At 72.1% G+C, this 20,556-nt stretch carries 21 protein-coding genes; 4 read left to right on the top strand and 17 right to left on the bottom strand.

Going from position 1 to position 20,556, the window contains the following annotated elements:
- Window positions 1–11: 11 nt before the first annotated feature.
- From NS184_RS04875 to NS184_RS04865, 3 genes are read right to left on the bottom strand one after another with little or no spacing between them, the layout of a single operon-like run.
- The gene (locus NS184_RS04875) at window positions 12–869 is read right to left on the bottom strand and encodes a ribokinase (RefSeq protein ID WP_058725013.1); all 858 of its coding nucleotides are present in this window, start codon (window positions 867–869) and stop codon (window positions 12–14) included.
- Window positions 866–2,275, bottom strand: a complete 1,410-nt coding sequence (locus NS184_RS04870) for an MFS transporter (RefSeq protein ID WP_058725012.1) — start codon at window positions 2,273–2,275, stop codon at window positions 866–868. The genes NS184_RS04875 and NS184_RS04870 overlap by 4 nt, the downstream gene beginning before the upstream one ends.
- A 5-nt stretch (window positions 2,276–2,280) precedes the next feature.
- Window positions 2,281–3,333 carry a nucleoside hydrolase gene (locus NS184_RS04865; RefSeq protein ID WP_242862975.1) on the bottom strand — a complete coding sequence of 351 codons (1,053 nt, stop codon included), beginning with the start codon at window positions 3,331–3,333 and terminating at the stop codon, window positions 2,281–2,283.
- A 156-nt stretch (window positions 3,334–3,489) separates the two neighbouring features.
- Here NS184_RS04865 and NS184_RS04860 point away from each other — a divergent pair, with 156 nt between their 5' ends.
- Complete coding sequence (locus tag NS184_RS04860; protein WP_242862974.1) at window positions 3,490–4,476, top strand: LacI family DNA-binding transcriptional regulator; 987 nt, start codon at window positions 3,490–3,492, stop codon at window positions 4,474–4,476.
- Window positions 4,477–4,578: 102 nt separating this feature from the next.
- Here NS184_RS04860 and NS184_RS04855 read toward each other — a convergent pair whose 3' ends face one another.
- The 12 genes from NS184_RS04855 to NS184_RS04800 form a co-directional block, all read right to left on the bottom strand.
- The gene (locus NS184_RS04855; protein ID WP_058725010.1) at window positions 4,579–6,279 is read right to left on the bottom strand and encodes an MDR family MFS transporter; all 1,701 of its coding nucleotides are present in this window, start codon (window positions 6,277–6,279) and stop codon (window positions 4,579–4,581) included.
- The gene (locus NS184_RS18205; protein ID WP_242862973.1) at window positions 6,276–6,899 is read right to left on the bottom strand and encodes a TetR/AcrR family transcriptional regulator; all 624 of its coding nucleotides are present in this window, start codon (window positions 6,897–6,899) and stop codon (window positions 6,276–6,278) included. Before NS184_RS18205 ends, NS184_RS04855 begins: the two co-directional genes overlap by 4 nt.
- A 50-nt stretch (window positions 6,900–6,949) precedes the next feature.
- The gene (locus NS184_RS04845; protein ID WP_242862972.1) at window positions 6,950–7,432 is read right to left on the bottom strand and encodes a GNAT family N-acetyltransferase; all 483 of its coding nucleotides are present in this window, start codon (window positions 7,430–7,432) and stop codon (window positions 6,950–6,952) included.
- 47 nt (window positions 7,433–7,479) lie between these two features.
- A complete protein-coding gene (locus NS184_RS04840; protein WP_058725007.1) occupies window positions 7,480–8,160 on the bottom strand; it encodes an HAD family hydrolase in 681 nt (226 codons plus the stop codon).
- Between the two features lie 52 nt (window positions 8,161–8,212).
- Window positions 8,213–8,854: an MBL fold metallo-hydrolase gene (locus NS184_RS04835; protein ID WP_058725006.1), complete on the bottom strand. Its 642-nt coding sequence runs from the start codon at window positions 8,852–8,854 to the stop codon at window positions 8,213–8,215.
- 78 nt (window positions 8,855–8,932) lie between these two features.
- A complete protein-coding gene (locus tag NS184_RS04830) occupies window positions 8,933–9,523 on the bottom strand; it encodes a DUF3618 domain-containing protein (protein WP_058725005.1) in 591 nt (196 codons plus the stop codon).
- A complete protein-coding gene (locus NS184_RS04825) occupies window positions 9,520–9,972 on the bottom strand; it encodes a phage holin family protein (protein ID WP_058725004.1) in 453 nt (150 codons plus the stop codon). The genes NS184_RS04830 and NS184_RS04825 overlap by 4 nt, the downstream gene beginning before the upstream one ends.
- Complete coding sequence (locus NS184_RS04820) at window positions 9,969–10,808, bottom strand: hypothetical protein (RefSeq protein WP_152998061.1); 840 nt, start codon at window positions 10,806–10,808, stop codon at window positions 9,969–9,971. Before NS184_RS04820 ends, NS184_RS04825 begins: the two co-directional genes overlap by 4 nt.
- A 177-nt stretch (window positions 10,809–10,985) precedes the next feature.
- The gene (locus NS184_RS04815) at window positions 10,986–12,932 is read right to left on the bottom strand and encodes an amylo-alpha-1,6-glucosidase (RefSeq protein ID WP_058725002.1); all 1,947 of its coding nucleotides are present in this window, start codon (window positions 12,930–12,932) and stop codon (window positions 10,986–10,988) included.
- A complete protein-coding gene (locus NS184_RS04810) occupies window positions 12,929–13,843 on the bottom strand; it encodes a carbohydrate ABC transporter permease (protein ID WP_083513456.1) in 915 nt (304 codons plus the stop codon). Before NS184_RS04810 ends, NS184_RS04815 begins: the two co-directional genes overlap by 4 nt.
- Window positions 13,840–14,880 carry a carbohydrate ABC transporter permease gene (locus tag NS184_RS04805; protein ID WP_242862971.1) on the bottom strand — a complete coding sequence of 347 codons (1,041 nt, stop codon included), beginning with the start codon at window positions 14,878–14,880 and terminating at the stop codon, window positions 13,840–13,842. The genes NS184_RS04810 and NS184_RS04805 overlap by 4 nt, the downstream gene beginning before the upstream one ends.
- Before the next feature lie 5 nt (window positions 14,881–14,885).
- The gene (locus NS184_RS04800) at window positions 14,886–16,178 is read right to left on the bottom strand and encodes an extracellular solute-binding protein (protein ID WP_193750391.1); all 1,293 of its coding nucleotides are present in this window, start codon (window positions 16,176–16,178) and stop codon (window positions 14,886–14,888) included.
- Between the two features lie 102 nt (window positions 16,179–16,280).
- Between NS184_RS04800 and NS184_RS04795 the strand changes: the two genes are divergently transcribed.
- Both NS184_RS04795 and NS184_RS04785 read left to right on the top strand, forming a co-directional pair.
- Window positions 16,281–17,270, top strand: a complete 990-nt coding sequence (locus NS184_RS04795) for a LacI family DNA-binding transcriptional regulator (protein WP_058725045.1) — start codon at window positions 16,281–16,283, stop codon at window positions 17,268–17,270.
- A 210-nt stretch (window positions 17,271–17,480) separates the two neighbouring features.
- On the top strand, window positions 17,481–18,161 hold the full coding sequence (locus tag NS184_RS04785) for a hypothetical protein (RefSeq protein ID WP_152998060.1): 681 nt from the start codon (window positions 17,481–17,483) through the stop codon (window positions 18,159–18,161).
- Here the strand turns inward: NS184_RS04785 and NS184_RS04780 are convergent.
- On the bottom strand, window positions 18,158–18,796 hold the full coding sequence (locus NS184_RS04780) for an XRE family transcriptional regulator (protein WP_083513455.1): 639 nt from the start codon (window positions 18,794–18,796) through the stop codon (window positions 18,158–18,160). The genes NS184_RS04785 and NS184_RS04780 overlap by 4 nt on opposite strands.
- Before the next feature lie 58 nt (window positions 18,797–18,854).
- Here NS184_RS04780 and NS184_RS04775 point away from each other — a divergent pair, with 58 nt between their 5' ends.
- Window positions 18,855–19,886 (top strand): NAD(P)/FAD-dependent oxidoreductase, encoded by a 1,032-nt coding sequence (locus NS184_RS04775; RefSeq protein WP_058724995.1) that lies wholly within the window; start codon window positions 18,855–18,857, stop codon window positions 19,884–19,886.
- Here the strand turns inward: NS184_RS04775 and NS184_RS17710 are convergent.
- Window positions 19,871–20,539, bottom strand: coding sequence for a pentapeptide repeat-containing protein (locus NS184_RS17710; protein WP_058724994.1), 669 nt, complete (start codon window positions 20,537–20,539; stop codon window positions 19,871–19,873). The genes NS184_RS04775 and NS184_RS17710 overlap by 16 nt on opposite strands.
- Window positions 20,540–20,556: the final 17 nt, after the last annotated feature.

Here is a 20,556-nt window from a genome sequence, read left to right as displayed (position 1 = left end):
GGAGGCCCGGATCAGCTCCGCAGGAACGCCTCCAGCTCGGCGGTGGTCGGGTACGAGGCCTGTGCGCCCGGCTTGGTGGCGGCGTACGCCCCGACCCCGACGGCGAAGCGTGCGGCGTCGGCGAGCGTGTCGCCTGCGGCGAGCCGCAGCGCAACCGCTCCCATGAATGCGTCGCCGCACCCGGTCGTGTCGACGGGCTCGACGCGGACGGGGTCGACCGACACCGGGTCCGCGTCGCCGTCGTGCACGGTGCAGCCCGCTCCGCCCCGGGTGACGATCGAGCGCGCGACGCCGTGGTCGCCGAGCTCGGCCGCCTCGTGCTCGTTCACGAGCAGGACGTCGGTCAGGTCGAGGAGTTCCTGCGGCACGGCGCCGAACGGCGACAGGTTCGTGAGCACGCTGACGCCGGCGTCGTGCGCGGCGCGCGCGGCGGCGAGCACGACGTCGACCGAGACCTCGAGGCAGAGCCCGAGCACGCCGGCGTCGGCGAAGGCGTCGGCGGGGACGTCGTCGGGCGTCAGCGTCCCGTTCGCCCCGGCGGAGATCACGATGGTGTTCTCCCCCGCGCCGTCGACCGTGATGACGGCCGTTCCGGTCGCGACCCCCTCGCGGACGGCGACGTGCGTCGTGTCGACACCGGCCGCCGCGACGGAGTCGCGGAGCAGCGCACCGTTCCCGTCGTCGCCGACCGCACCGATCATGCGCACCGTGCCCCCGAGCCTCCCGGCTGCCACCGCCTGGTTGGCGGACTTGCCGCCGGGGAGGATCGCGAGGTCCGACCCTTGCAGGGTCTCACCGGGCTTCGGGAAGCGCTCGGTGCGGACCACGAGGTCGGCGTTGAGGCTGCCCACGACGACGATGCTGGTCATGCTGCTGCTCCTGTCTCGGCTGAGGCCGGGCGCGGGATGAGGAAGGACGTGGCGAGGGCCGCGCAGGTGATCACGGCTCCGAGCAGCATGCCACCGGAGTACCCGGCGGTGCCGGCCGACCCACCGGTGCCGAGGGCGATCTGGAGCGCCGGGAGGACCGCGAAGCTGATGCCGGCACCGAGGTTGAACGCGCCGGCGTTGAGGCCGGGCAGGAACCCCGGGTTGGACTCGGGCGAGAGCACGATGCCGAGCCCGTTCAGGATGATGTTCGCGATGCCCGCGTAGGTGATGCCGATGAGGACCGTGGCGACGACGAGCACGGGCAGGGAGTGCACGCCGACGAAGGCCATCACGAGCGTCGCGACGATGCTCCCGACGAGTCCGACGCGGAGGACGGCCCGGTAGCCGAGGGTGGGCGCGAGCCGACCGGCGAACGGCCCGACGATCCAACCGACCAGCGCGTACGGCGTGAGGAACGCGAGCGAGGCGAGGTCGGCCTCCATCCCGAAGCCCACCTCCGTGTTCTGCGCGAGCGACGTGACCAGCCCGTTGACCACCGCGAAGACACCGGTCATCGTGAGCAGCGTCGTGACGAGGAGTGCCCAGGTCCCGCGACGCCTGAGGAAGCGTGTCTCGACGAGGGGTTCACGGACCCGCGACTCGACCGCCCAGAAGACGCCGAACGCGACGAGCGCCACGACGATCCCGCCGCCCACGAGCGCCCAGTCCGCAGCGGCGAGCTTGCCGGCCTCGTTGAACGCCGTGAGCAGCGCGCCGACGCTCACGACGAGCGGCAGGACCCCCCACCAGTCCATCCGGGTGCCGGCGGACGGCTTGGACTCGACGCCCCACGCGGCCACCATGAGCGCGGCGACGACGGTGACCACGGCGATGACCCAGAAGATCCCGCGGAAGCCGAAGTGCGTGGCGATCCACCCGCCCGCGAGGGCGTCGACGCCCGCGATGCCGCCGTTGACCGCGGTGAGCAGGCCGAGCGCGGCGCCGTAGCGCTTCGGGTCGGCGATCTCGTTGCGGAGGATGAGCAGACCGATCGGCACGACCGGACCCGTGACGCCCTGGACCATGCGGCCGACGAACAGCATCGGCACGTTGACCGCGAGCGCTGCGACGACACTGCCGACGAGCATCACGACGAGCATGCCGAGCAGGACCCGCTTGCGGCCGACGATGTCGGACAGTCGGGGCAGGAAGAGCGAGAACAGCGCCGCGAGCGTGAAGAACAGGGTCTGCGACAGGCCGATCGTGGCGTCGTCCGTGCGGAGCTCGCGCGCCATCGTGACCAGCGCGGGACTGAGCATGCTCGCGTTGAGCTGGAACGCGACGCAGGCGGCGAGCAGGGCGGCGGTGAGTGCGCCGATCGACTTCTTCGTCGAGGTGGTGGTCATGGGGGTCAGTGCTCCGGGGTGACGGCGGTGTCGGCGTTCTCGGGATCGGTCAGGGTGGCGGCTGCCGCGCGCGGGGTCCAGCCGGTGTCGGGCGTCTCGCCGATGCGCTCGAGGGCGTCGACGACGAGGTCCCAGAAGCGGCCGTGGTCGAGCTCCATCGCGGCGCTCGTGCGGCAGTCCGCCGGCGCAGGTGCGCGGAAGTCCGCGACGGTCATGCCGAGGGTGTGCTCGCCCTTGGTCTCGATCGTGATCGGCACCTGCACGGTGCGCACGACGGTCGGGTCGATGACGTACGCGACGGCGCAGGGATCGTGCACGGGCGGCGCGTCGAAGCCCTGGGCGTCCTGGTACGTCCGTCCGAAGAAGTCGAGGAGCTCGCCGACGAACGCGGCCGGCCCGGTGCCGACGGCGGCGATGCGGGCGGCGACCTCCGGCGTGGCGAGGGCCTGGTGCGTGAGGTCGAGCCCGACCATGACGACGTCCCAGCCCGCGCTGAAGACGATGTCCGCGGCCTCGGGGTCGATCACGATGTTGAACTCGGCGACCGGGCTCCAGTTGCCGACGTGCACGCCGCCGCCCATCAGGACGACCTCCTTGACGCGCTCGACGATGCGGGGCTCCTTGCGGGCGGCGAGGGCGATGTTGGTCAGGCCGGCGGTCGGGACGAGCGTGACGGTCCCGGGCTCGTGCGCCATCACGGTGTCGATGATGAGGTCGACCGCGTGCCGCTCGTCGAGGTCGAACGACGGCTCGGGGAGCATCGGCCCGTCGAGACCGCTCTCGCCGTGGATGTCCTCGGCGACCTCGATCTCGCGCAGGAGCGGCCGGGGCGAGCCCGCGGCGAACGGAATGCCGGTGATCCCGGCGATGCGGGCCACGGCGAGGGCGTTCCGGGTGACCTTCGGGAGGGTCTGGTTGCCGACGACCGTGGTCACCGCCAGCAGGTCGATGTCCGGGTTCCCGTGGGCGAGCAGCATGGCGACGGCGTCGTCGTGGCCGGGGTCGCAGTCGAGGATGATCTTCTTCGGCACGCGAGCCGGCACGCGGTCTTCTGCCACGGGGTCTCCACTTCGTCGGGGATGGAACGTCGAGGCCTGACGCGGTGGGGTCCGCGGCGGAGGAATCAGCTCCCGCGGCGCGTCAAGCGTTTGACATGGAAGCACGTCAAGCGTTTGACGTCAAGTTGCTGCGAGGCCGGTCGCTACGATCGGCAGGTGCCCTCTCCCACCCGCGTCACCGCCGCGATGGTCGCCGAGCGCGCCGGGACCAGCATCGCCACCGTCTCGCTCGTGGTCAACGGGAAGGACCGCGGTCGCGTCTCTGCCCCGATCGCCGAACGGGTCCGGGCAGCGGTCGACGAGCTCGGGTACGTCGTCGACCACGCCGCGAGCTCCCTCGCCCGCGGCAGCGGCGACCTCGTGGTGCTGATCGCCCCCGACCTGTCGAACCCGTTCTTCGCCGAGGTCATCCGCGGCGTCCGGGACACCCTGACGGACCGCTTCCAGCTCGTGCTCTCGGTCACCGAGCGCGGACGGCAACCGGAGACCGCGGACGTCCGGCGCTTCGAGCGGCTCCGGCCGGCCGGCATCCTCGTCGACGCACCGGCAGCCGGCGAGGACCTCTCCGCCAGCGTGCCCGTCGTGCAGCTCGACGCCCCGGGCGGGGTGGACGCCGTGAACTACGACCTGACGACCGGCGTGCACGAGCTGGTCGCGCACCTGGCCGGGGCCGGGCACCACCGGATCGGGTACCTCGACGGCACCTCCCGCGCAGCGACCTTCGCGCTCCGCCGACGCCTGCTCGAGGATGCCGCGACCGCCGCCGGACTCACCGTGTCGCCGCTCGTCGGGCGCGCGGACCTCACGGTGGACGCCGGCGCCTCGGCGGCGTCGGAGGTGCTCGACCAGTGGGTCGCGGACGGCGTCACGGCGGTCGTCGCGGCCGCCGACACCCTGGCCTACGGCGTCCTGCGGGTGGCCGCGGACCGGGGACTCCGCGTCCCGGCCCAGCTCGCGGTCGCGGGCTTCGACGACCTGCCGTCGTCGTCGGTCACCGCGCCGGCGCTGACGAGCGTGGCCCTGCCGGGAGCGGACCTCGGCCGGGCCGCGGCACTCCGGCTCCTCGCGATGTTCGACGGCGGCGCCACCGAGGTGCCGGCGCTCCCGACACGGCTCGTCGTCCGCGCGAGCACCGCCGGCTGATGTCGGTCGGCCCGCCGGCGGGCCATGCCCGGTCTCGTGCGGCCCGCGACGAGTCTCGTACTGGCGGACGAGTCTCGTGCGCGTTCGCACGAGACTCGTCCGTCAGGCCGGGTCTCGGCCGTCGCGCTCCGCTCCGGTGGGCGACGCAGGTGCGGGCGCGTCCGCAGCGGCCGGGACAGCCGGGCCGCGCTGCGCGCGCTCGAGTTCGTCGGCCTCGGCGCCGCCGACGGCCTCCCCGCGGGCGACCATCCCCGCCACGTCGGCGAGCCGCATCTGCGGGATGAACAGTGCGAGCACGAGTGCGACCGCGATGAACGGCAGGAGGTACCAGAACACCGGCGCGAGCGAATCGGCGTAGGCGTTCACGATGCCGTCCTGGATCGTCTGCGGCAGCTCCGCGAGCGCTGTCGGGTCGATGCTCGCGCTCGCGGACGCCGCGTCGGACGCACTGCCGCCGGCACTCGTGAATACGTCGCGGAGCGCGTCGGTCAGGCGCGAGGTGAAGAGCGCACCGAAGACGGCCACCCCGAGGGAGGCGCCGACCTCGCGGAAGTAGTTGTTCGTCGACGTCGCGGTGCCGACCTGCTCCGGTGGGACCGCGTTCTGCGCCACGAGGACGACCACCTGCATGATGAGCCCGAGTCCGGCGCCGAAGACGAACAGGTAGACGCAGATGAGCCAGATCGGGGTGCTCGCCGCGAGGGTCGTCATCGAGAGCATCGCGAGGCCGACCAGGACCGTCCCGACGATCGGGAACATCCGGTACTTCCCGGTCTTCGTGATGAGCGTCCCGGAGAGGATCGAGGTCCCCATCAGGCCGGCCATCATCGGCAGCATCAGCAGCCCGGACACCGCGGCCGAGGTGCCCGACGCCATCTGGAGGAACGTCGGGACGAAACCGATCGCCGCGAACATGCCGACGCCGAGCACGAAGCCGATCGCCGTCGCAGTGACGAACGTGCGGTTGCGGAAGAACGACAGCGGGATGATCGGGTCCTCGGCGCGGGACTCGACGAACACGAACAGCGCGGCGGCGACGAGGAACCCGGCACCCCAGGCCCAGGTCTCGGGGGCACCCCAGCCGTGGTCGCGGTTGCCTCCGGACTCGGTGAAGAACACCAGGCACGCCGTCGTCGCGGAGAGCAGGAGGACGCCGAGCCCGTCGACCCGGCGCGAGGCCTTCTTGCTCGGCAGGGTCAGCGCGAACCAGGCCACCGTGAAGGCGGCGATGCCGACCGGGATGTTGATCCAGAACGCCCAGTGCCAGGTCAGGTGGTCGACGAAGAAGCCGCCGAGCAGCGGGCCGCCGACCGCCGACAGCCCGAAGATCGCACCGAGCGGCCCGAGGTACTTGCCGCGCTCCGATGCGGGGACGATGTCGGCGATGATCGCCTGCGACAGGATCATGAGGCCGCCGCCGCCGAGGCCCTGCAGCGCGCGGAACACCACGAACTGCCAGAAGTCGGTCGACACCGCGCAGCCGAGCGACGCCAGCGTGAACAGGGCGATCGCGACGAGGAACAGGTTCCGGCGCCCGATGACGTCACCGAACTTGCCGTAGATCGGCATGACGATGGTGGACGCCAGCAGGTACCCGGTCGTGATCCAGGCCTGGTGCGCCACCCCACCGAGGTCGCCGACGATGGTCGGCATCGCGGTCGAGACGATCGTCTGGTCGAGGCTGGAGAGCAGCATCCCGGCGATGAGCGCCGAGAAGATGATCCAGATGCGCCGCTGGGTGAGCAGCAGCGGTCCGTCGGAGCCGGGGCGGGCGCGTCTCGAGCCCTGCGCGGTGGCGGTCATGCGGTGGGGTCCTGTCCGGTGGTGGTGACGGCCGCCCTGAGCTGGCGGAGGTTGTCGGTGAGCAGCGCCTCGAACGGCGGACTGGTGGCCTCGTCGTAGGCGTCGTCGAAGTACGTGGCCGCGGTGACCTTGAGCAGGGTGCCCGCCGTCTCGGCCACGAGCTGCGCCCGACGGTCCGCGGGGTCGTCCCAGCCGAAGCGCGCACGGACCGCGCGGGCGACGGCGGCGAGTTGCTCGTCGACGACGGCGAGGAACTTCGGCACCATGGCCGGCTCGCGCTCGAAGACCCGGCGCGCGAGGTCCTGTTCGGCACGGTCGAGCCCGACGACCTGGACCTGCTCGAGTGCCAGTGCCACGACGGACGCGAGGGGATCGAGTTCCTCCGGGACGAGCGCGCGGACGGCGTAGTCGTGCAACAGCGCCTCGGATGCACCCTGCTCGATGCCGAGCACGGCGTCGTCCTTCGACGCGAAGTGGTTGAAGAACGTCCGACGGGACACTCCGACGGTGTCGCAGAGCTGCTCGATCGTGAAGCCGTGCAGGCCGTGCTCGACCGTCGCCCGGCGCGCCTCGACGATCATGCGGCGGCGAAGCGCCCGGGTGCGTTCGGTCGTGGTCACCGACCAAGAATTGCACTATGACACTGAGAGTGCAATGCGTGTTTGCGCGGCTACAGCGCCTTCGCGAAGCAGAACGACCACGGCATGGTCTCGGCGTAGGGCGCGTACACGGGGATCCGGCCCCACCCGGTCTTGCGGTAGAGCGCGACGGCCTCGGGCTGCTTGTCGCCGGTCTGCAGGATCACCCGCGCGGCACCCTGTTCCCGCGCGACCTGCTCACCCTCGGCCAGCAGAGCGGTGGCGGCGCCCTTGCCGCGAGCGGCCGACAGGACGATGAGACGCTTCAGCTCGACCTCGTCGCCGAGCCGCCGCACGGCGATGTGCCCGAGCGGTGTGCCGTCCTCGTCGACCGCCAGCAGGGACGTGATCACGTCGGCCGGATCGACCGTGAGCACCCGGTCGCGCTCGGCGGTGACGGCAGGGTCCTCGGCGGCGTTCGCCGAGCCGTACCGCTCGTGCATCTCCTCGTCCATCGTGGCGCGGAGGGCCACTCCGCGGGGGTCGTCCCAGCCGACGCGTTCGATCGTGATCACGAAGAACGATCCTCGCACGGCGGGACGACGAGCGTCCCCGGGCGCGCTCACCGCAGGGCGGCGATGGGCCCGTCCCCCGCTCGGAACGCCGACAGGACCGCGGCCGCATCGTCGTACACCGCCGCGGCGCCGGCCCCGCGGAGCTCGTCGCCGCCCACGCCGCCGGTCATCACCCCGATGCTCGCGACGCCGACCCGTCCCGCCGACTCGACGTCCCACACGGCGTCCCCGACCATGACCGCGGAGTCGGCGGACACCCCGGCCCGTTCCAGCGCGACCGCGATGATCCCCGGATCGGGCTTCGCCTGCTCGACGTCCTCGGAGCTGGTCACCGCGGTCAGCCACTCCTCGGCGTCGAGCAGTTCGCGGAGTCGCACGAGCTCGGACTCCGGCGCGCTCGTGGCGAGGACCACGGCGTGCCCGGCGTCGGAGACCGCTGCGAGCAGGTCGCGTGCGCCGGGCAGGAGCCGGAGCCGTGGCTGCTGCTCCGCGTAGTACGCCGAGTGGTACTGCTTCGCGGCGTCACGGGTGTCGTCGGAGGCGTCCGGCAGCATCGTCGCGAGCAGCTTCGCGGAGTCCATGCCGATCGACCGGTGGATGCGCCAGGCATCGACGGACTCGCCGATCGCGGTGAACGCCCGCCACCAGGCGTCGATGTGGGCGTAGTTGGAGTCGACGAGCGTGCCGTCGATGTCGAAGAGGACTGCGGTCGTGGGTGCGTCGGCCATGACGCAATGCTCCTCGGCGACCGACGTGACGTCTCCCAGGGCTGTCCGTCGGTCAGACGGTGATCGACTCCCCGGACGCCAGGATCGCCACGGGCACCGGTCCGAGTCCGTCCGGGCCGAGGAACCGGGCGGCGGATTGCTGCCCCATGTCGCTCAGCATGGCCTCGTGGATCTGCACGGCACGCTCGGGAGCGACCGCGCGCACGAAGTCGACCGCCTCGGACGTGTGCGACCACGGACCGCTCGTGGGCACGAGGAGGGTCTGCACGGGGACGCCGGGCACGAGGTACGCGTCGCCGGGGTGGAAGACGGCGTCGTCGACGAGGAAGCCGACGTTCGCGATCGTCGGGATGTCCGGGTGGATGACGGCGTGCTGCTCGCCGAACACCCGGACCGAGAACGGGCCGACCTCGAACGCGTCACCGGCCTGCACCGCCACGACGCGGCCGTCGTGCTCGCCGAGCTGGTCGAAGACGGGCTGCGGGGCACGGACCACCAGGGCAGGGTTCGCCTCGAGTCCGGCGCGGACGGCGTCGACGTCGAAGTGGTCGAAGTGCTCGTGCGTGACGAGGACGCCGGTCGCCGCACGCACGAGGTCGGCGGCCTCCGGGGTGAAGGCGCCGGGGTCGATCACGAGGGCCGCGCCGTCCCGCTCGAGGACGACGGTGGCGTGGGTGTACTTCGTCAGCTCCATGCCCTGAACGCTACCCCTGGGCGGACGGGAGGCCCGTGGCGGCGCCGCCACGGGCCTCCCGGCCGACTGCTGGTCGCGTCAGCTGCTGCGCACGTCCTGCGCCGCGCCCTGCGCGTGGTCCCGCACGTCGGACGCGGCGCCCTGCGCCTCGCCCTTGACGGTCTGCGCCGCGTCCTGCGCGGTGCCCTTGAGGTCCTGCGCGTGCTCCTTCGCGACGTCGCCGAGCTGCGAGCCGAGGTCCTTCGCCTGCTCCTTGACGTCCTCGACGAGCGGAGCGGCCTTGTCCTTCAGCTCGCCGGCCAGCTCTTCCTCCTTGTCGGACGTCGGGATCAGCGAGGACACCAGCCACCCGGCTCCGAAGGCGATGAGCCCGACGGCGAGCGGGTTGCCCTTGGCCTTCGCGACGCCCTGGTGTGCGACGTCCTTCGCGTGGTCGGCGACGCCGGAGGCCGAGCCGGAGGTACTCGACCGGGCGGAGTCGGCCGCACCCATCACGGACTCGCGGACGTTCTGGAACCGACCCTTCACCTTCTCGGTCTGCCGGTGGGCGATGGACGACGGGCTGACCTTGTCGGCGAGCGCGTCGACGTCCGAGCCGAGGTCACCGCGCGTGCGTTCGATGTCGGCGCGGATCTGGTCGGGCGTGCGGCTCTCGTTGGGGGTGCTCATGACTTCCTCCCGGTGGTGTGGGGCTTGAGTGCTTCGGGGACTTCCTTGGCCGTCTCGACGGTCTGCGGCGCGCCCTGGATCTCCTTGATCTCCTTGCGACCGCGCACTGCCAGCACGGCGGCGACGATCGCGTAGACGACCGCGATGACGACGGCCGACCAGGCGTTGCCGATGAGGTACCCGAGGCCCCACCAGGCGGCGATCGACAGGAAGAGGAGGGCGAAGAGCGCGGTGATGCCCGCGCCGCCGAACATGCCGCCGGCCTTGCCCGCCTTCTTCGCCGAGTCGGTCAGCTCCGCCTTGGCGAGCGCGACCTCCTGGCGGAAGAGGTTCGACAGGTCCTTCGAGACGTCGGAGAGCAACTCGCCGAGCGGGGTGGTCGCGGCGCGCTCCTGCGGGCTCGGTTCGCCGAGCGGTGTCTCGTGGGCGCTCGGTGGCGTGTGGCTCATGCGCCGTCCGCTTCCTTCTCGTGCTTGACCTCCGTCGCGAGCGCCTTCGTCAGGCGGCCGGCGAGGATGCCCGCGCCGGCGGCGATCGCGATGAACGTGCCGGGGCGCTTCGCCGCGAAGGACTTCACCTCGTCGAGGAGCGAGCCGGGGTCACGGCCCTCGAGGTACCCGGCGGCGCTGCTCGCACGGTGCGAGAGATCACGGACGACCTTCGCCGCGATGCCCTGCTCGTCGTCGTTCTCGGCCATGCGTCCGAGCTGGTCGCCGATGTCGCGGAGACCGGACGCGGCGCGCTGCTGCTGGTCGGCGGCCTGGGACTTCAGGGTCTCGCTGGCCTGGCCGTAGAGCTGCTTGGCGTGGTCGGTGGCCTCGGACGCGACCTTGCCGGCCTGCTCCTTGGCGGTGCCGGCGACGTCCGCGGCCTTGTCCTTCGCGTCGCCCGCGACGTCCTGGGCGGCGCCCTTCGCAGCGTCGGCCTTGCCGCTGCCACCGGCACCGTCGCCGCTGCCGCTGCCGCCGTCGAGCCCGCTGCTCGCGCTCGACCCGGTCGCGAGCCCGATGCCCGCGGAGCCGGCCGCGCTCGGTGTCGCCGGGAGCTGCTCGTCGGCGGGGAGGGCATCGAGCGGCTCGTCGAGCACGGGGTCGACGCCCGGGCCGGCGTGCCCCTCGGAGCCGGTACCGGCGTGCTGTGCGGCACCTTCGCCGAACGGCGCGTCGTCACCGAACGGGTCGTACGTCTGCGGCACGTCGGAGCTGGTACCCGGCAGACCGTCGGCGGCAGCGGTGCGGTCGTGGATCGGTGTCCCGGAGTCGTTCCCGGGTGGGTTCGTGGTCATGGTGGCCTTCCGGTTCGGTACCGCGAGCACGACGCCCGCGGGTTCGGAACCGACCGTGCGCCGGCGTCGCTCCGCCCCGGTCCAGACCGTCCACCGAGCGCGGTCCCCCTGTCCACCGCGCGCGGGAGCGCGGCCCGACGTGCGGTCCGACAGCAGCGTGGACCCGCCGGACCTCCGTCAGCGCAGCGCCACCCACACCGGGAACGCCGCCGCCGCGCTCCACGCTTGGGGCCGGCACGCGGCGGGGTACGGCGCCGGACGGGACACCTCGGTGGCGGCGTCCCCGGCGTGCAGCTCCGGCATCCGGAAGTCGAACGCGACCGCCGCGGCGAGCAGCTGCTCGGCGAGCACCCGGGCCTCGGTCCCGTGGCCCGACCGGACGAGCCCACTGATGACGACCGCGGTGTCGTGCGCCCACACGGTGCCGCCGTGGTAGCTCAGCGGCCAGTAGCCGGCGGCCGTGGTGGACAGGGTGCGCAGGCCGAACCCGCTCGCCATGTCCGGTGCGACGACACGGGCGGCGACGACGGCTTCCTCCTCGGGGCTGAGGATCCCGGTGCCGAGCAGGTGCCCGATGTTGCTCGTGGCGGAGTCGACCGGGCGCTTCGCGGCGTCGAGCGCGATCGCCGGGTACGGTCCGACCTCGTCGCGGACCCAGAAGGCCTCGCGGAAGCGCTCCGCGAGCCGCGCGGCCCAGGCACGCCAGTCGGCGCCCCCGCTCCGGCCGAACGCGTCGAGCAGGTCCGCGCCGTGCACGGCTGCCTCGTGCGCGTAGCCCTGCACCTCGCAGAGCGCGATCGGCCCCTCGGCCAGCGTCCCGTCGCGCCACTGCACGCTGTCGCCGGAGTCCTTCCACCCCTGGTTCGCCAGGCCGCGGCCGGTCTCGTCGACGTACTCGAGCAGCCCGTCGCCGTCGTCGTCGCCGTGGTCGCGCATCCACGCCAGGGCCCGTTCGAGCGCGGGGAGCAGCGCCTCGACCTCGGCGTCCGGCAGGCCGGCCCGCCAGGCGTCGTGCAGCAGGCAGACCCAGAGCGCGGTGGCGTCGACGGTGCCGTAGTACAGCGGCGGCAGCGTGAGCTCGTCGTTGTCGATCGCGAGGGTCGCCTGGCGGAGCTCGTGCATGACCTTCCCGGGCTGTTCGGCCGTCGCGGGATCGGTCCGGGCGCCCTGCAGCGCGGCGAGCACCCGGAGCGTGCCCCCCGCGATCGACGTGTCGACGGGCAGCAGGAAGCGCGCTGCCCAGATCGAGTCGCGGCCGAACAGGGTGAAGAACCAGGGCGCGCCCGCGGCGAGGAACTCCCCCTCGGGGCGGGCCAACCGCAGGGCGTCGAGGTCGTCGGTCGCGCGTGCGAGCCAGCGGCGGAGGCGGTCGTCCCCGACACCGGCCGGTGCCGCGAACGGAGCGGGCGTGGTGGCGCCGGTCACGACGGCGTCCGGTGCGACGACGGAGCAGTCCCACCCGACCTCGACGACGCGGTCGCGCGGGACGCGCCAGGTCAGGACGACGTCGCCGTCGTCGAGGGAGACGTCGGCTCCTGGCGCGCCGAGGGTCACCTCGACCGACCCGGCCGTCCAGGAGGCGCGGATCCCCCCGTCCGGTCCGGCCTGCGGCGCCAGGGCGGCCGGCACGGGCGCGGGGCCGCCGCCTCCCTTCACCGCGTCCATGCCGCTCGCGTCCGGTGAGATGCGCACGGTGACCTCGATCGTCCCCGCGGCCGACCCGACGGAGCCGGGGCCTCCGCCCGTGCGGTCCGTGATCCGGAGGGTCTCGGCCACCCCGTCGGTCCGGACGCGCCGACGGCGGTCGAGTCGGACGTCGGGGTCGGCACCGGGCGCGTCGAGGCCGCGGAGGAGTGCGCTGAACACGACCTCCCGGGCGTCGGCCGGTGCGGTCGACACGGGTTCCACGTCGGTGGACGCGATCGTGACGCCGACCCTCGACACGAACCGCTGGTCGCCGGTCCAGTAGCCGTGCACCGGGTTCGTCCCGACGGTGCCGTGCCGGTCCGACCACGCCTGGGTCGGGGCGGCGAGGACGACGACCTCGTCGTGGAGCAGCGGTTGCCGGGGCATCGCGAGCGCCTCGGCGGTCGTGGTGGGTGTGCTGGTGGACGTGGTGGTCATTCCTTGACCGCCCCTTCGCTGGAGTTCATGATGCGCTTCTGGAAGACGAAGAACGCGACCGCGACCGGGATCGTCATGACGAACGCGGCGGCGAGCTTGATCGGGTACTGGTTGCCGGCGCTGAGCGCTCCGGACGCGAGCGACGCGACACCCTTCGTGAGGGTCGTCAGGTTCGGCGACGACGTCGAGACGATGAAGTGCGCGAGTTCGTTCCACGAGCCCTGGAACGACAGGATCGTGATCGTGACGACGGCCGGCCGCGCCATCGGCAGCACGACCGACCAGAACGTCCGGAACACCCCGGCGCCGTCGATTCGGGCCTGTTCCTCGACGCTCACCGGGATCGACTCGAAGAAGTTCTTCATGATGAACACGCCCGCGGCGTCGACGAGCAGCGGGACGATCATGCCCGAGTACGAGTCGTACATGCCGAGCTGGTTGATCACGAGGAACTTCGGGATGAGCAGGACGACCCCGGGGACCGCCATCACGGCGATCACGAGCGCGAAGACGGTCTGGCGTCCGGGGAAGCGGAGCCGGGCGAGGGCGTACCCCGCGAGCGAGTCGAAGAAGATCCGGCCGAGGGTCACGAACACCGCGACGATCACCGAGTTCATCGTCCAGATCCCGAAGTCCGAGTTCTCGAACAGGGTCCGGAACGCCGCTCCCGTCCAGGTCGTCGGGAGCGCGAGCGGGTGGAGCGAGGCGTCCTGGTCGGTCTTGAACGCGTTGACGATCGCGACGTAGAACGGCAGCAGGTACACCGCGGCGATGACGATGCCGACGACCAGCAGCGCGAGCCCGCGTCCGGTGAGGCGGCGTGGTCGCCGGCCCGGGCCGGGCGCCTGCGTGACGGTGGCGGCGCGGAGGTCCGGCACCGCGCCTCCAGGCCGCGTGGACGTGGCGGTCATCGTGACCCTCCCTGCTCGATCCAGCGCATGCGGCGGCGCGACACGGGGCGCTCCTTGAGCGCCCAGCGCTGCAGCAGCGTGAAGACGACGATGATGGCGAACAGGACGAACGCGATCGCCGCCCCGACACCCCACTGCTGGCTGCCGAAGGCCGACGTGTACGACAGGTACGCCGGGGTGAGCGTGGTGTTCGCCGGGGCGCCCTTCGTGCCGGTGTAGATCTGGTCGAACACCTGCCATGTCCCGATCAGCCCGAGCGTCAGCACGGTGAACAGGGTCGGTCGCAGCTGCGGCAGCGTGACCCGCCAGAACCGCGTCCACGCACCGGCACCGTCGATCATCGCGGCCTCGTCGACCTCGGTCGACAGGTTCTGCAGCGCCGCGATGAAGAGCAGCATGAAGGTGCCGCTCGTCGTGAACACCGCCAGCAGGATGAACGCCGTCATCGCCACCGACGGGCCGGCGAGCCACTCCGACCACGGGATGCCGAGCATGGTGTGGTCGGCGAGGAAGGCGGGCGGGTTGCCTGCTCCGAGCTGGAAGATGCCGGTCGGCTCGTTGAACCAGTTCGGGCCCTCCACGCCGATCCACCCGATGATCGCGTTCACGGCTCCCGACGACGAGAACAGGAACAGCCAGAGGACGGTGATCGCCACCGAACTCGTGACGGACGGGAAGTAGAACGCGGTCCGGAAGAACCCGCGGCCACGCAGCGCCCGACCGTTCACCAGCACGGCGAGGCCGAGCGCGACCGCGGTCTGCAGCGGCACGACGAACACCACGTACCAGAGGTTGTTCCGCAGCGCGGTGCCGAAGTTCTGCTCGTCGAGGCCGCCCCCGCCGAGGATCTTCGCGTAGTTCTGCGCGCCGACGAACGACACGCCGGACGAGAACGGGCTGCCGACACCACGCCAGTCCGAGACACTCACCCACGCCGCCATGAGGACGGGGACGAGGAGGAACAGGCCGAGCACGATCACCACGGGCGCGGTGAACAGCCAGCCGGACACAGCCTCCGCGCGGTTCTTCCGGGACACCTCCGTCAGCCCTTCAGGGCGGCGGTCATGTTCTTCTGCACGCCCTCGAGCAGCGTCTTCACGTCCGTGCTCCGCAGCGTGCCGAGCTTCGAGTCCATGTCCGCGATGACGTCCGCCGTCCCGCTCTTGGTCGGCAGGCCCACCGCGTCGCCCGCCTGGTCGAGGAACGGCGCGTACTGCGGGTACTCCTGCTTCCAGGTGCCCGCTGCCGACTCGACGGAGGGCATGACGCCGAACGCCTTCGCGAAGGCGAGCTGCTGGTCCTTGCTGACCATCTTCTCGACGAACGACAGCGCGGCCTCCTGGTTCGGGGAGTCCTTCGCGATGCCCCAGCAGTTGGTGAACTGCAGCGTGCCGGCACCCTTCGGCCCCGCGGGGAGCTTCGCGACCTCGTAGCCGACGCTCGGGTAGCTGGACGACATCGCGCCGGTGAGCCAGTTGCCCTCGATGGTCATCGCGGCCTTGTTCTTGCCGAAGGCGTCACCGCCCCAGCTCTCGCCGAGGTCGCTCGAGAACTTCATCGAGCCGTCGTCGAGCAGGCCCTTGACGTAGTCCAGCGCCTCGACGTTCGCGGCGGAGTCGACCGTGGCCTTCGTCTGGCCACTGTTCGTCAGTGCACCGCCGGCCTGGGCCATGAACGCACCGAGCCGCTCGACCTGAGGGCTCACGGCGAGTCCGACGCGACCGTCCCGGGTGAGCTTCTCGGACACCGACTTCAGCTGGGCCCAGGTCGTGGGGACGTCGGCGTCGGTCAGCCCAGCGGCCTTCCAGTCGGCCTTGTTGATGAAGAGCGCGAGGGTCGAGAAGTCCTTCGGCGCGCAGTACAGCGTGCCGTCGAGGGTGAACGACTTCGTGAGGGTCGGGTAGAAGTCACCCTTGTCCTGCAGCTGATCGCCGTACGCGAGGAGCGAGCCGTTCGAGGCGTAGCCCGCGAGCGACGAGGTGCTGACGTAGAAGACGTCCGCTGGCTTGCCGGCGGCGAAGCCCTGGGCGAGCTGCTGGTCGAGGTTGTTGGCGGCCTGCACGGTGGCCTTCGTGCCGGACGACTTCGACCACGATGCCGCTGCGCTCTTGACCGCTGCGGTCTCGGCGTCACCGGACGAGCCGATCAGCACGCTGATGGGGTCCTTGCTCGAGGTGAGCTTCCCGGTTGCGGACCCACCGGAGCCCCCGGAGCCCCCTGCGCCACCTGATCCGGAGAACCCGGACCCGCAGGCCGAGAGGGTGAGTGCCGCGGTGAGGGCGATCGCGCCCGCGGTCAGCTTGCGTGCTGTGCTTCGTCGCACTGGTCGTTGCATCGGGGACTCCTCGTCGAGTTCGGGCTGATTCGGGTTCGATCGTTCAAATTTGATCGATCAAACGATGTCACGGTACACCCTCGACCCGCTAACGTGAACCCCGTGTCCCAGCCCGCCACCGTCGCCGACGTCGCCGCGGCCGCCGGGGTGTCCCGACAGACCGTGTCGAACGCGTTGAACCGGCCCGAGATCGTCAAGCCGGCGACGCTCGACCGCGTGCGCGCCGCGGTCGAGGAGCTCGGCTACCGGCCGCACGCCTCGGCTCGGCGGCTGCGGACACGGCAGAGCTCCACCCTCGGCGTCCGACTCCCCCCGGTGCACGGCATCTCCGGCGCGGTCCTCGACCGGTTCCTGCACGCCCTCGTCGAACGGGCGGACGAGCGCGGGATGCGGATCCTGCTCTTCACCGCCACCGACCTCGACGACGAGCTCGCGCACATGGAGCGCCTCGTCGAGGGCTCGGACGTCGACGGTTTCGTCCTGACCTCGACGGCCCACGGGGACCCGCGTGCGGCCTGGCTCGGCGAGCGTGACGTGCCCTTCGTGACCTTCGGCCGCCCGTGGGGCGTGCCGGACATGGACGACGCACCACACCCCTGGGTCGACGTCGACGGTCGGGCCGGGCTCCGCGAGGCCACCGCCGGGCTCGTCGCGCGCGGCCGCCGGCGGATCGGGTTCCTCGGTTGGCCGAGTCCCTCCGGTCAGGGGGACGAACGGCGGCTCGGATGGCGGGACGCCCTGGCCGCAGCGGGGCTCGACGACGGTGCGGTGCCGCTCACGTGCGAGGACGACGTCACCGCGGCCGCGTCGGCGGTGACGCGAGCGGTGGACGACGGTGCTGCGTTCGACGCCGTGGTCTGCGCCTCGGACACGCTCGCCCTCGGGGCCCGGTTCGCTCTCGGAGCCAGCGTGCCCGTGGTCGGCTACGACGACACCCCGGTCGCCGAGGCCGTGGGCATCTCGAGCGTCGAGCAGCCCCTGGACGCCGCGGCCTCGGCCGCGGTCGAACTCCTCATGGGGTCGGGCCGCTCGGTGCTGCCGGCCACGACCGGGCACCGGCTGCTGGCGCCACGGGTGGTCTGGCGCGACTGAGGCCAGCCACGCGAACTCGCCCGCTCAGTGACCCACGCCCCTCACGCGGCCCACGCACGCACCCGCCACACGAACGGCGGCCGACGCACGTCGGACGGACGGACGGTCGGACACGATCCGGTGACGTTCGCGCCGCTGACGAGCCGGACGGCTGAGCCCGCGACTACCGTGCACCCCGAGGCCGAGTGCACGCACGAACGGGGGACGGTCATGGGACGCAGGCGACGAACCGCGGGGGCGGCCGTCGGGACGAGCATCGGTGTCGCATGCCTCGCGACGCTCGCGCTGACCGGCTGCACGCCGACCACGGCGGTGGACCCGACCGCGACGCCCGTCGCCGAGAGCGCGACAGCCGTCCCCGGGCCCACCGCGGCGACCCCGTCGGGGACGTCGACCCCGCGTCCGACCTCGACGATCACCCCGGTGCCCGGCGTCGACGACGACCACGGCACGATCCCCGCCTCCTGCGCCGGGCTGATCACCCCCGGGAAGTGGGACGACGCGTTCGCCTCCGCCCCCCTCAACGACCCGAGCTCGATCGTCGACCCGGCGGACCCGCCGACCGACAGACTGACGCCGGTGCTCCAACCGGACGGCAAGCGGCTCTACTGCATCTGGCGCGACCCCCAAGCGGACACCACGTTCCTGTCGATCCGGGTCGCCGTCGTCGACTCGACGAAGGCCTACCCCCACCTGCAGAGCGCACTGAAGGGGTACGACTGCTCCCTCGACGGGTACGGCTACCGGTGCCAGAAGGTGTCGCAGAACAGCCAGTACCCGGTCACCGACGGCGACACGTACTTCACGCGCGGTGACGTCGGCATCCACATCCAGCAGTCGAACGTGCAGACGTCGGGGCTCCTCGACGACGTCATCGCGCACGTCTTCTAGCGGACGTCCGAGTCCTCCCTCGGTGCGGGCTTCGACCGGACGTGCGCCCGCTCCCCTTGCGGCCCGTACAGGCAGAGCACCTCGGTGACCTCGTCGGTCGTGTTGCCCACCCAGTGCGGGGTGTGCGTGTCGAACTCGACGACCTCACCCGGCCCGAGATCGAAGTCCCGGTCGCCGAGCAACAGCCGGAGCCGACCGGACAGCACGTACAGCCACTCGTAGCCCTCGTGCGTCCGCAGGGTCCGGTCGGAGTTCGCCGACTCCGGCGGGATGAGCTGCTTGAACGACCGCACCCCGCCGGTCCGACGCGTGAGCGGCACGACGACCCGACCGCCGTGCACCTCGGGCTTGAGGTGCACCCGCGGGTCCCCCGTGGGCGGCGCCCCGACGAGGTCGTCGAGCGGCACCTGGTAGGCCCGCGCGAGCGGCAGGAGCAGCTCGATCGTCGGCTTGCGCTGCCCGGACTCGAGCCGCGAGAGCGTCGACACCGAGATGCCGGTCTCGGCGGCGAGCGCCGCCAGCGTGACGTCGCGGCGCCCGCGCAACGCGCGGAGTCGTGGGCCGACCGCCTCGACGACGTCGGCCGTCGTGCGTGGGTCGATCCGTGCCTCCCGGTCGTGTGCCATGCCGCCCATGTTGCCACGGCGGCAACGTTCCTTGCTGATTCAGGAGCCGGGTGCGCATGCTGCCGTCATGCGAGATCACTTCGACGTCATCGTCATCGGCGGCGCCGCCGCCGGCCTGTCAGCTGCGCTCATCCTCGGGCGGTCACGACGCTCCGTCCTGGTCGTCGACGCAGGCGAACCCCGGAACGCACCGGCCGACGGCATCCACAACTACCTCGGGCGTGAGGGCGCCTCCCCGTCAGAGCTCGGTCGCGTCGGTCGCGAGGAGGTCGCCTCGTACGGCGTCGAGGTGACGACCGGGAGGATCGTGGCGACGTCCGCCACGGACGGGGACGGAACCGATCCGGTCGGCTTCTCGGTCACGCTCGACTCGGCCGCGGTCGTGACGGCACGCAGGTTGGTCGTCGCCTCCGGCGCCGTCGACGTCCTGCCGGAGGTCCCGGGGCTCGCCGAGCAGTGGGGCCGCGGGGTCGTGCACTGCCCGTTCTGTCACGGGTGGGAGATCCGCGACCATCGGATCGGCGTGCTCGTGACGACGCCGAACGGGGCCCACCACGCCCTGATGTTCCGAGCACTGAGCGACGACGTGACCGCGTTCGTCACTGATCCGGTCCTGCTCGACGACACCACCCTGGCCGGTCTCCGTGCCCGCGGGATCAGGGTCATGCCCGGTCCGGTGACAGCGGTGGACTCCGAGGACGACCGGCTGACCGGCGTGGCCCTCGGGTCCGGGGAGTTCGTCGCGCTCGACGCCCTCGCGGCCGCGAGCACGGTCGAGGCGCGCGTGGACTTCCTCGCCGGCGTCGGTCTGGAGGCCACCGACTTCATCGTCGGGGGTCACCGGTTCGGGAGTGCACTGACGGTCGACGGAGCAGGGCAGACCTCGGTCCGGGGTGTGTACGCGGCCGGGAACGTGACCGTGCCGATGGCGACCGTGATCGCGTCGGCCGCGGCGGGGACGGCCGTCGGTGCGGCGGTGCACGGGGACCTGGTGCAGGCGGACCTCGCGGCGGCCGTGGCGACGGCGGCGTCGTCGGCGTCGTCGGCGTCGGCGTCGTCGTCGTCGTCGGGATCGTCTCCGCTTCAGTCGACGCGGTAGCCCGCCTGGGCTGCGAGGAGCGGGGCGAGCGTGTACAGCTGCTCGCTGCCGATCGTGGCTCCGCGGAGCCCCTCGAGCCGCTCCACCCGGTCGAGGTCGGTGTCGCGGAGGTCCACGTGCTCGATCCGGGTGTTCGTCCCTTCGACCACCCGGATCCGCGCCCCCGGGAACGCCACCCGGACGAGCTTCGCGTCGGCGAGGTCGAGCTCGTCCACCACGCAGTCGCGGAACACGACGTCGGTGAGGGTTGCGCCACGCAGGTTCACGAACCCGAGCTTCATGCCGACGAACTCGACGCCGTTCAGTGCGGAGTCGTAGAGCTCGGCGGACCCGATGCGCCCGCCGGCGACCTGGACGTCGCGCCAGGTGCTGCTCGAGACGCGGAGCACCGGTGCGTCCAGTTCCTCCACGACCGCGTCCCGGATCCGGAGCCCGCGCAGGTCCGCGTCGTCGGCGCGGAGTGACCCGACGACGGACTCCTCGAGCTCGAGGTCGGGCACGCGCTCACCGGCGAGGTCGAGCACCGCGATGCGCTTGCCCTCGATCCGGTCGCCGGACAGGACGTCGCCGGCTCCGGGCGTCCACGGTTCGAGGTCGGACGGGGACGGGACGGTGGTGCGCGGGGCGTCGGTGCCGTCGGTTCTGCGGGCCATGCGGTCGAGTCTGGCAT

The organism is Curtobacterium luteum (assembly GCF_001475545.1).
Taxonomy (GTDB): domain Bacteria; phylum Actinomycetota; class Actinomycetes; order Actinomycetales; family Microbacteriaceae; genus Curtobacterium; species Curtobacterium luteum_A.
Note: the sequence above shows the minus strand (reverse complement) of the source record. Positions and strands in the feature narration are given on the sequence as shown.

Coding starts and splice junctions, on each gene's coding strand:
- NS184_RS04875 (WP_058725013.1), bottom strand. CDS start 869: ATGACCAGCATCGTCGTCGTGGGCAGCCTCAACGCCGACCTCGTGGTC.
- NS184_RS04870 (WP_058725012.1), bottom strand. CDS start 2,275: ATGACCACCACCTCGACGAAGAAGTCGATCGGCGCACTCACCGCCGCC.
- NS184_RS04855 (WP_058725010.1), bottom strand. CDS start 6,279: ATGACCGCCACCGCGCAGGGCTCGAGACGCGCCCGCCCCGGCTCCGAC.
- NS184_RS04840 (WP_058725007.1), bottom strand. CDS start 8,160: ATGGCCGACGCACCCACGACCGCAGTCCTCTTCGACATCGACGGCACG.
- NS184_RS04835 (WP_058725006.1), bottom strand. CDS start 8,854: ATGGAGCTGACGAAGTACACCCACGCCACCGTCGTCCTCGAGCGGGAC.
- NS184_RS04830 (WP_058725005.1), bottom strand. CDS start 9,523: ATGAGCACCCCCAACGAGAGCCGCACGCCCGACCAGATCCGCGCCGAC.
- NS184_RS04825 (WP_058725004.1), bottom strand. CDS start 9,972: ATGAGCCACACGCCACCGAGCGCCCACGAGACACCGCTCGGCGAACCG.
- NS184_RS04820 (WP_152998061.1), bottom strand. CDS start 10,808: ATGACCACGAACCCACCCGGGAACGACTCCGGGACACCGATCCACGAC.
- NS184_RS04815 (WP_058725002.1), bottom strand. CDS start 12,932: ATGACCACCACGTCCACCAGCACACCCACCACGACCGCCGAGGCGCTC.
- NS184_RS04810 (WP_083513456.1), bottom strand. CDS start 13,843: ATGACCGCCACGTCCACGCGGCCTGGAGGCGCGGTGCCGGACCTCCGC.
- NS184_RS04800 (WP_193750391.1), bottom strand. CDS start 16,178: ATGCAACGACCAGTGCGACGAAGCACAGCACGCAAGCTGACCGCGGGC.
- NS184_RS04785 (WP_152998060.1), top strand. CDS start 17,481: ATGGGACGCAGGCGACGAACCGCGGGGGCGGCCGTCGGGACGAGCATC.
- NS184_RS04780 (WP_083513455.1), bottom strand. CDS start 18,796: ATGGGCGGCATGGCACACGACCGGGAGGCACGGATCGACCCACGCACG.
- NS184_RS04775 (WP_058724995.1), top strand. CDS start 18,855: ATGCGAGATCACTTCGACGTCATCGTCATCGGCGGCGCCGCCGCCGGC.
- NS184_RS17710 (WP_058724994.1), bottom strand. CDS start 20,539: ATGGCCCGCAGAACCGACGGCACCGACGCCCCGCGCACCACCGTCCCG.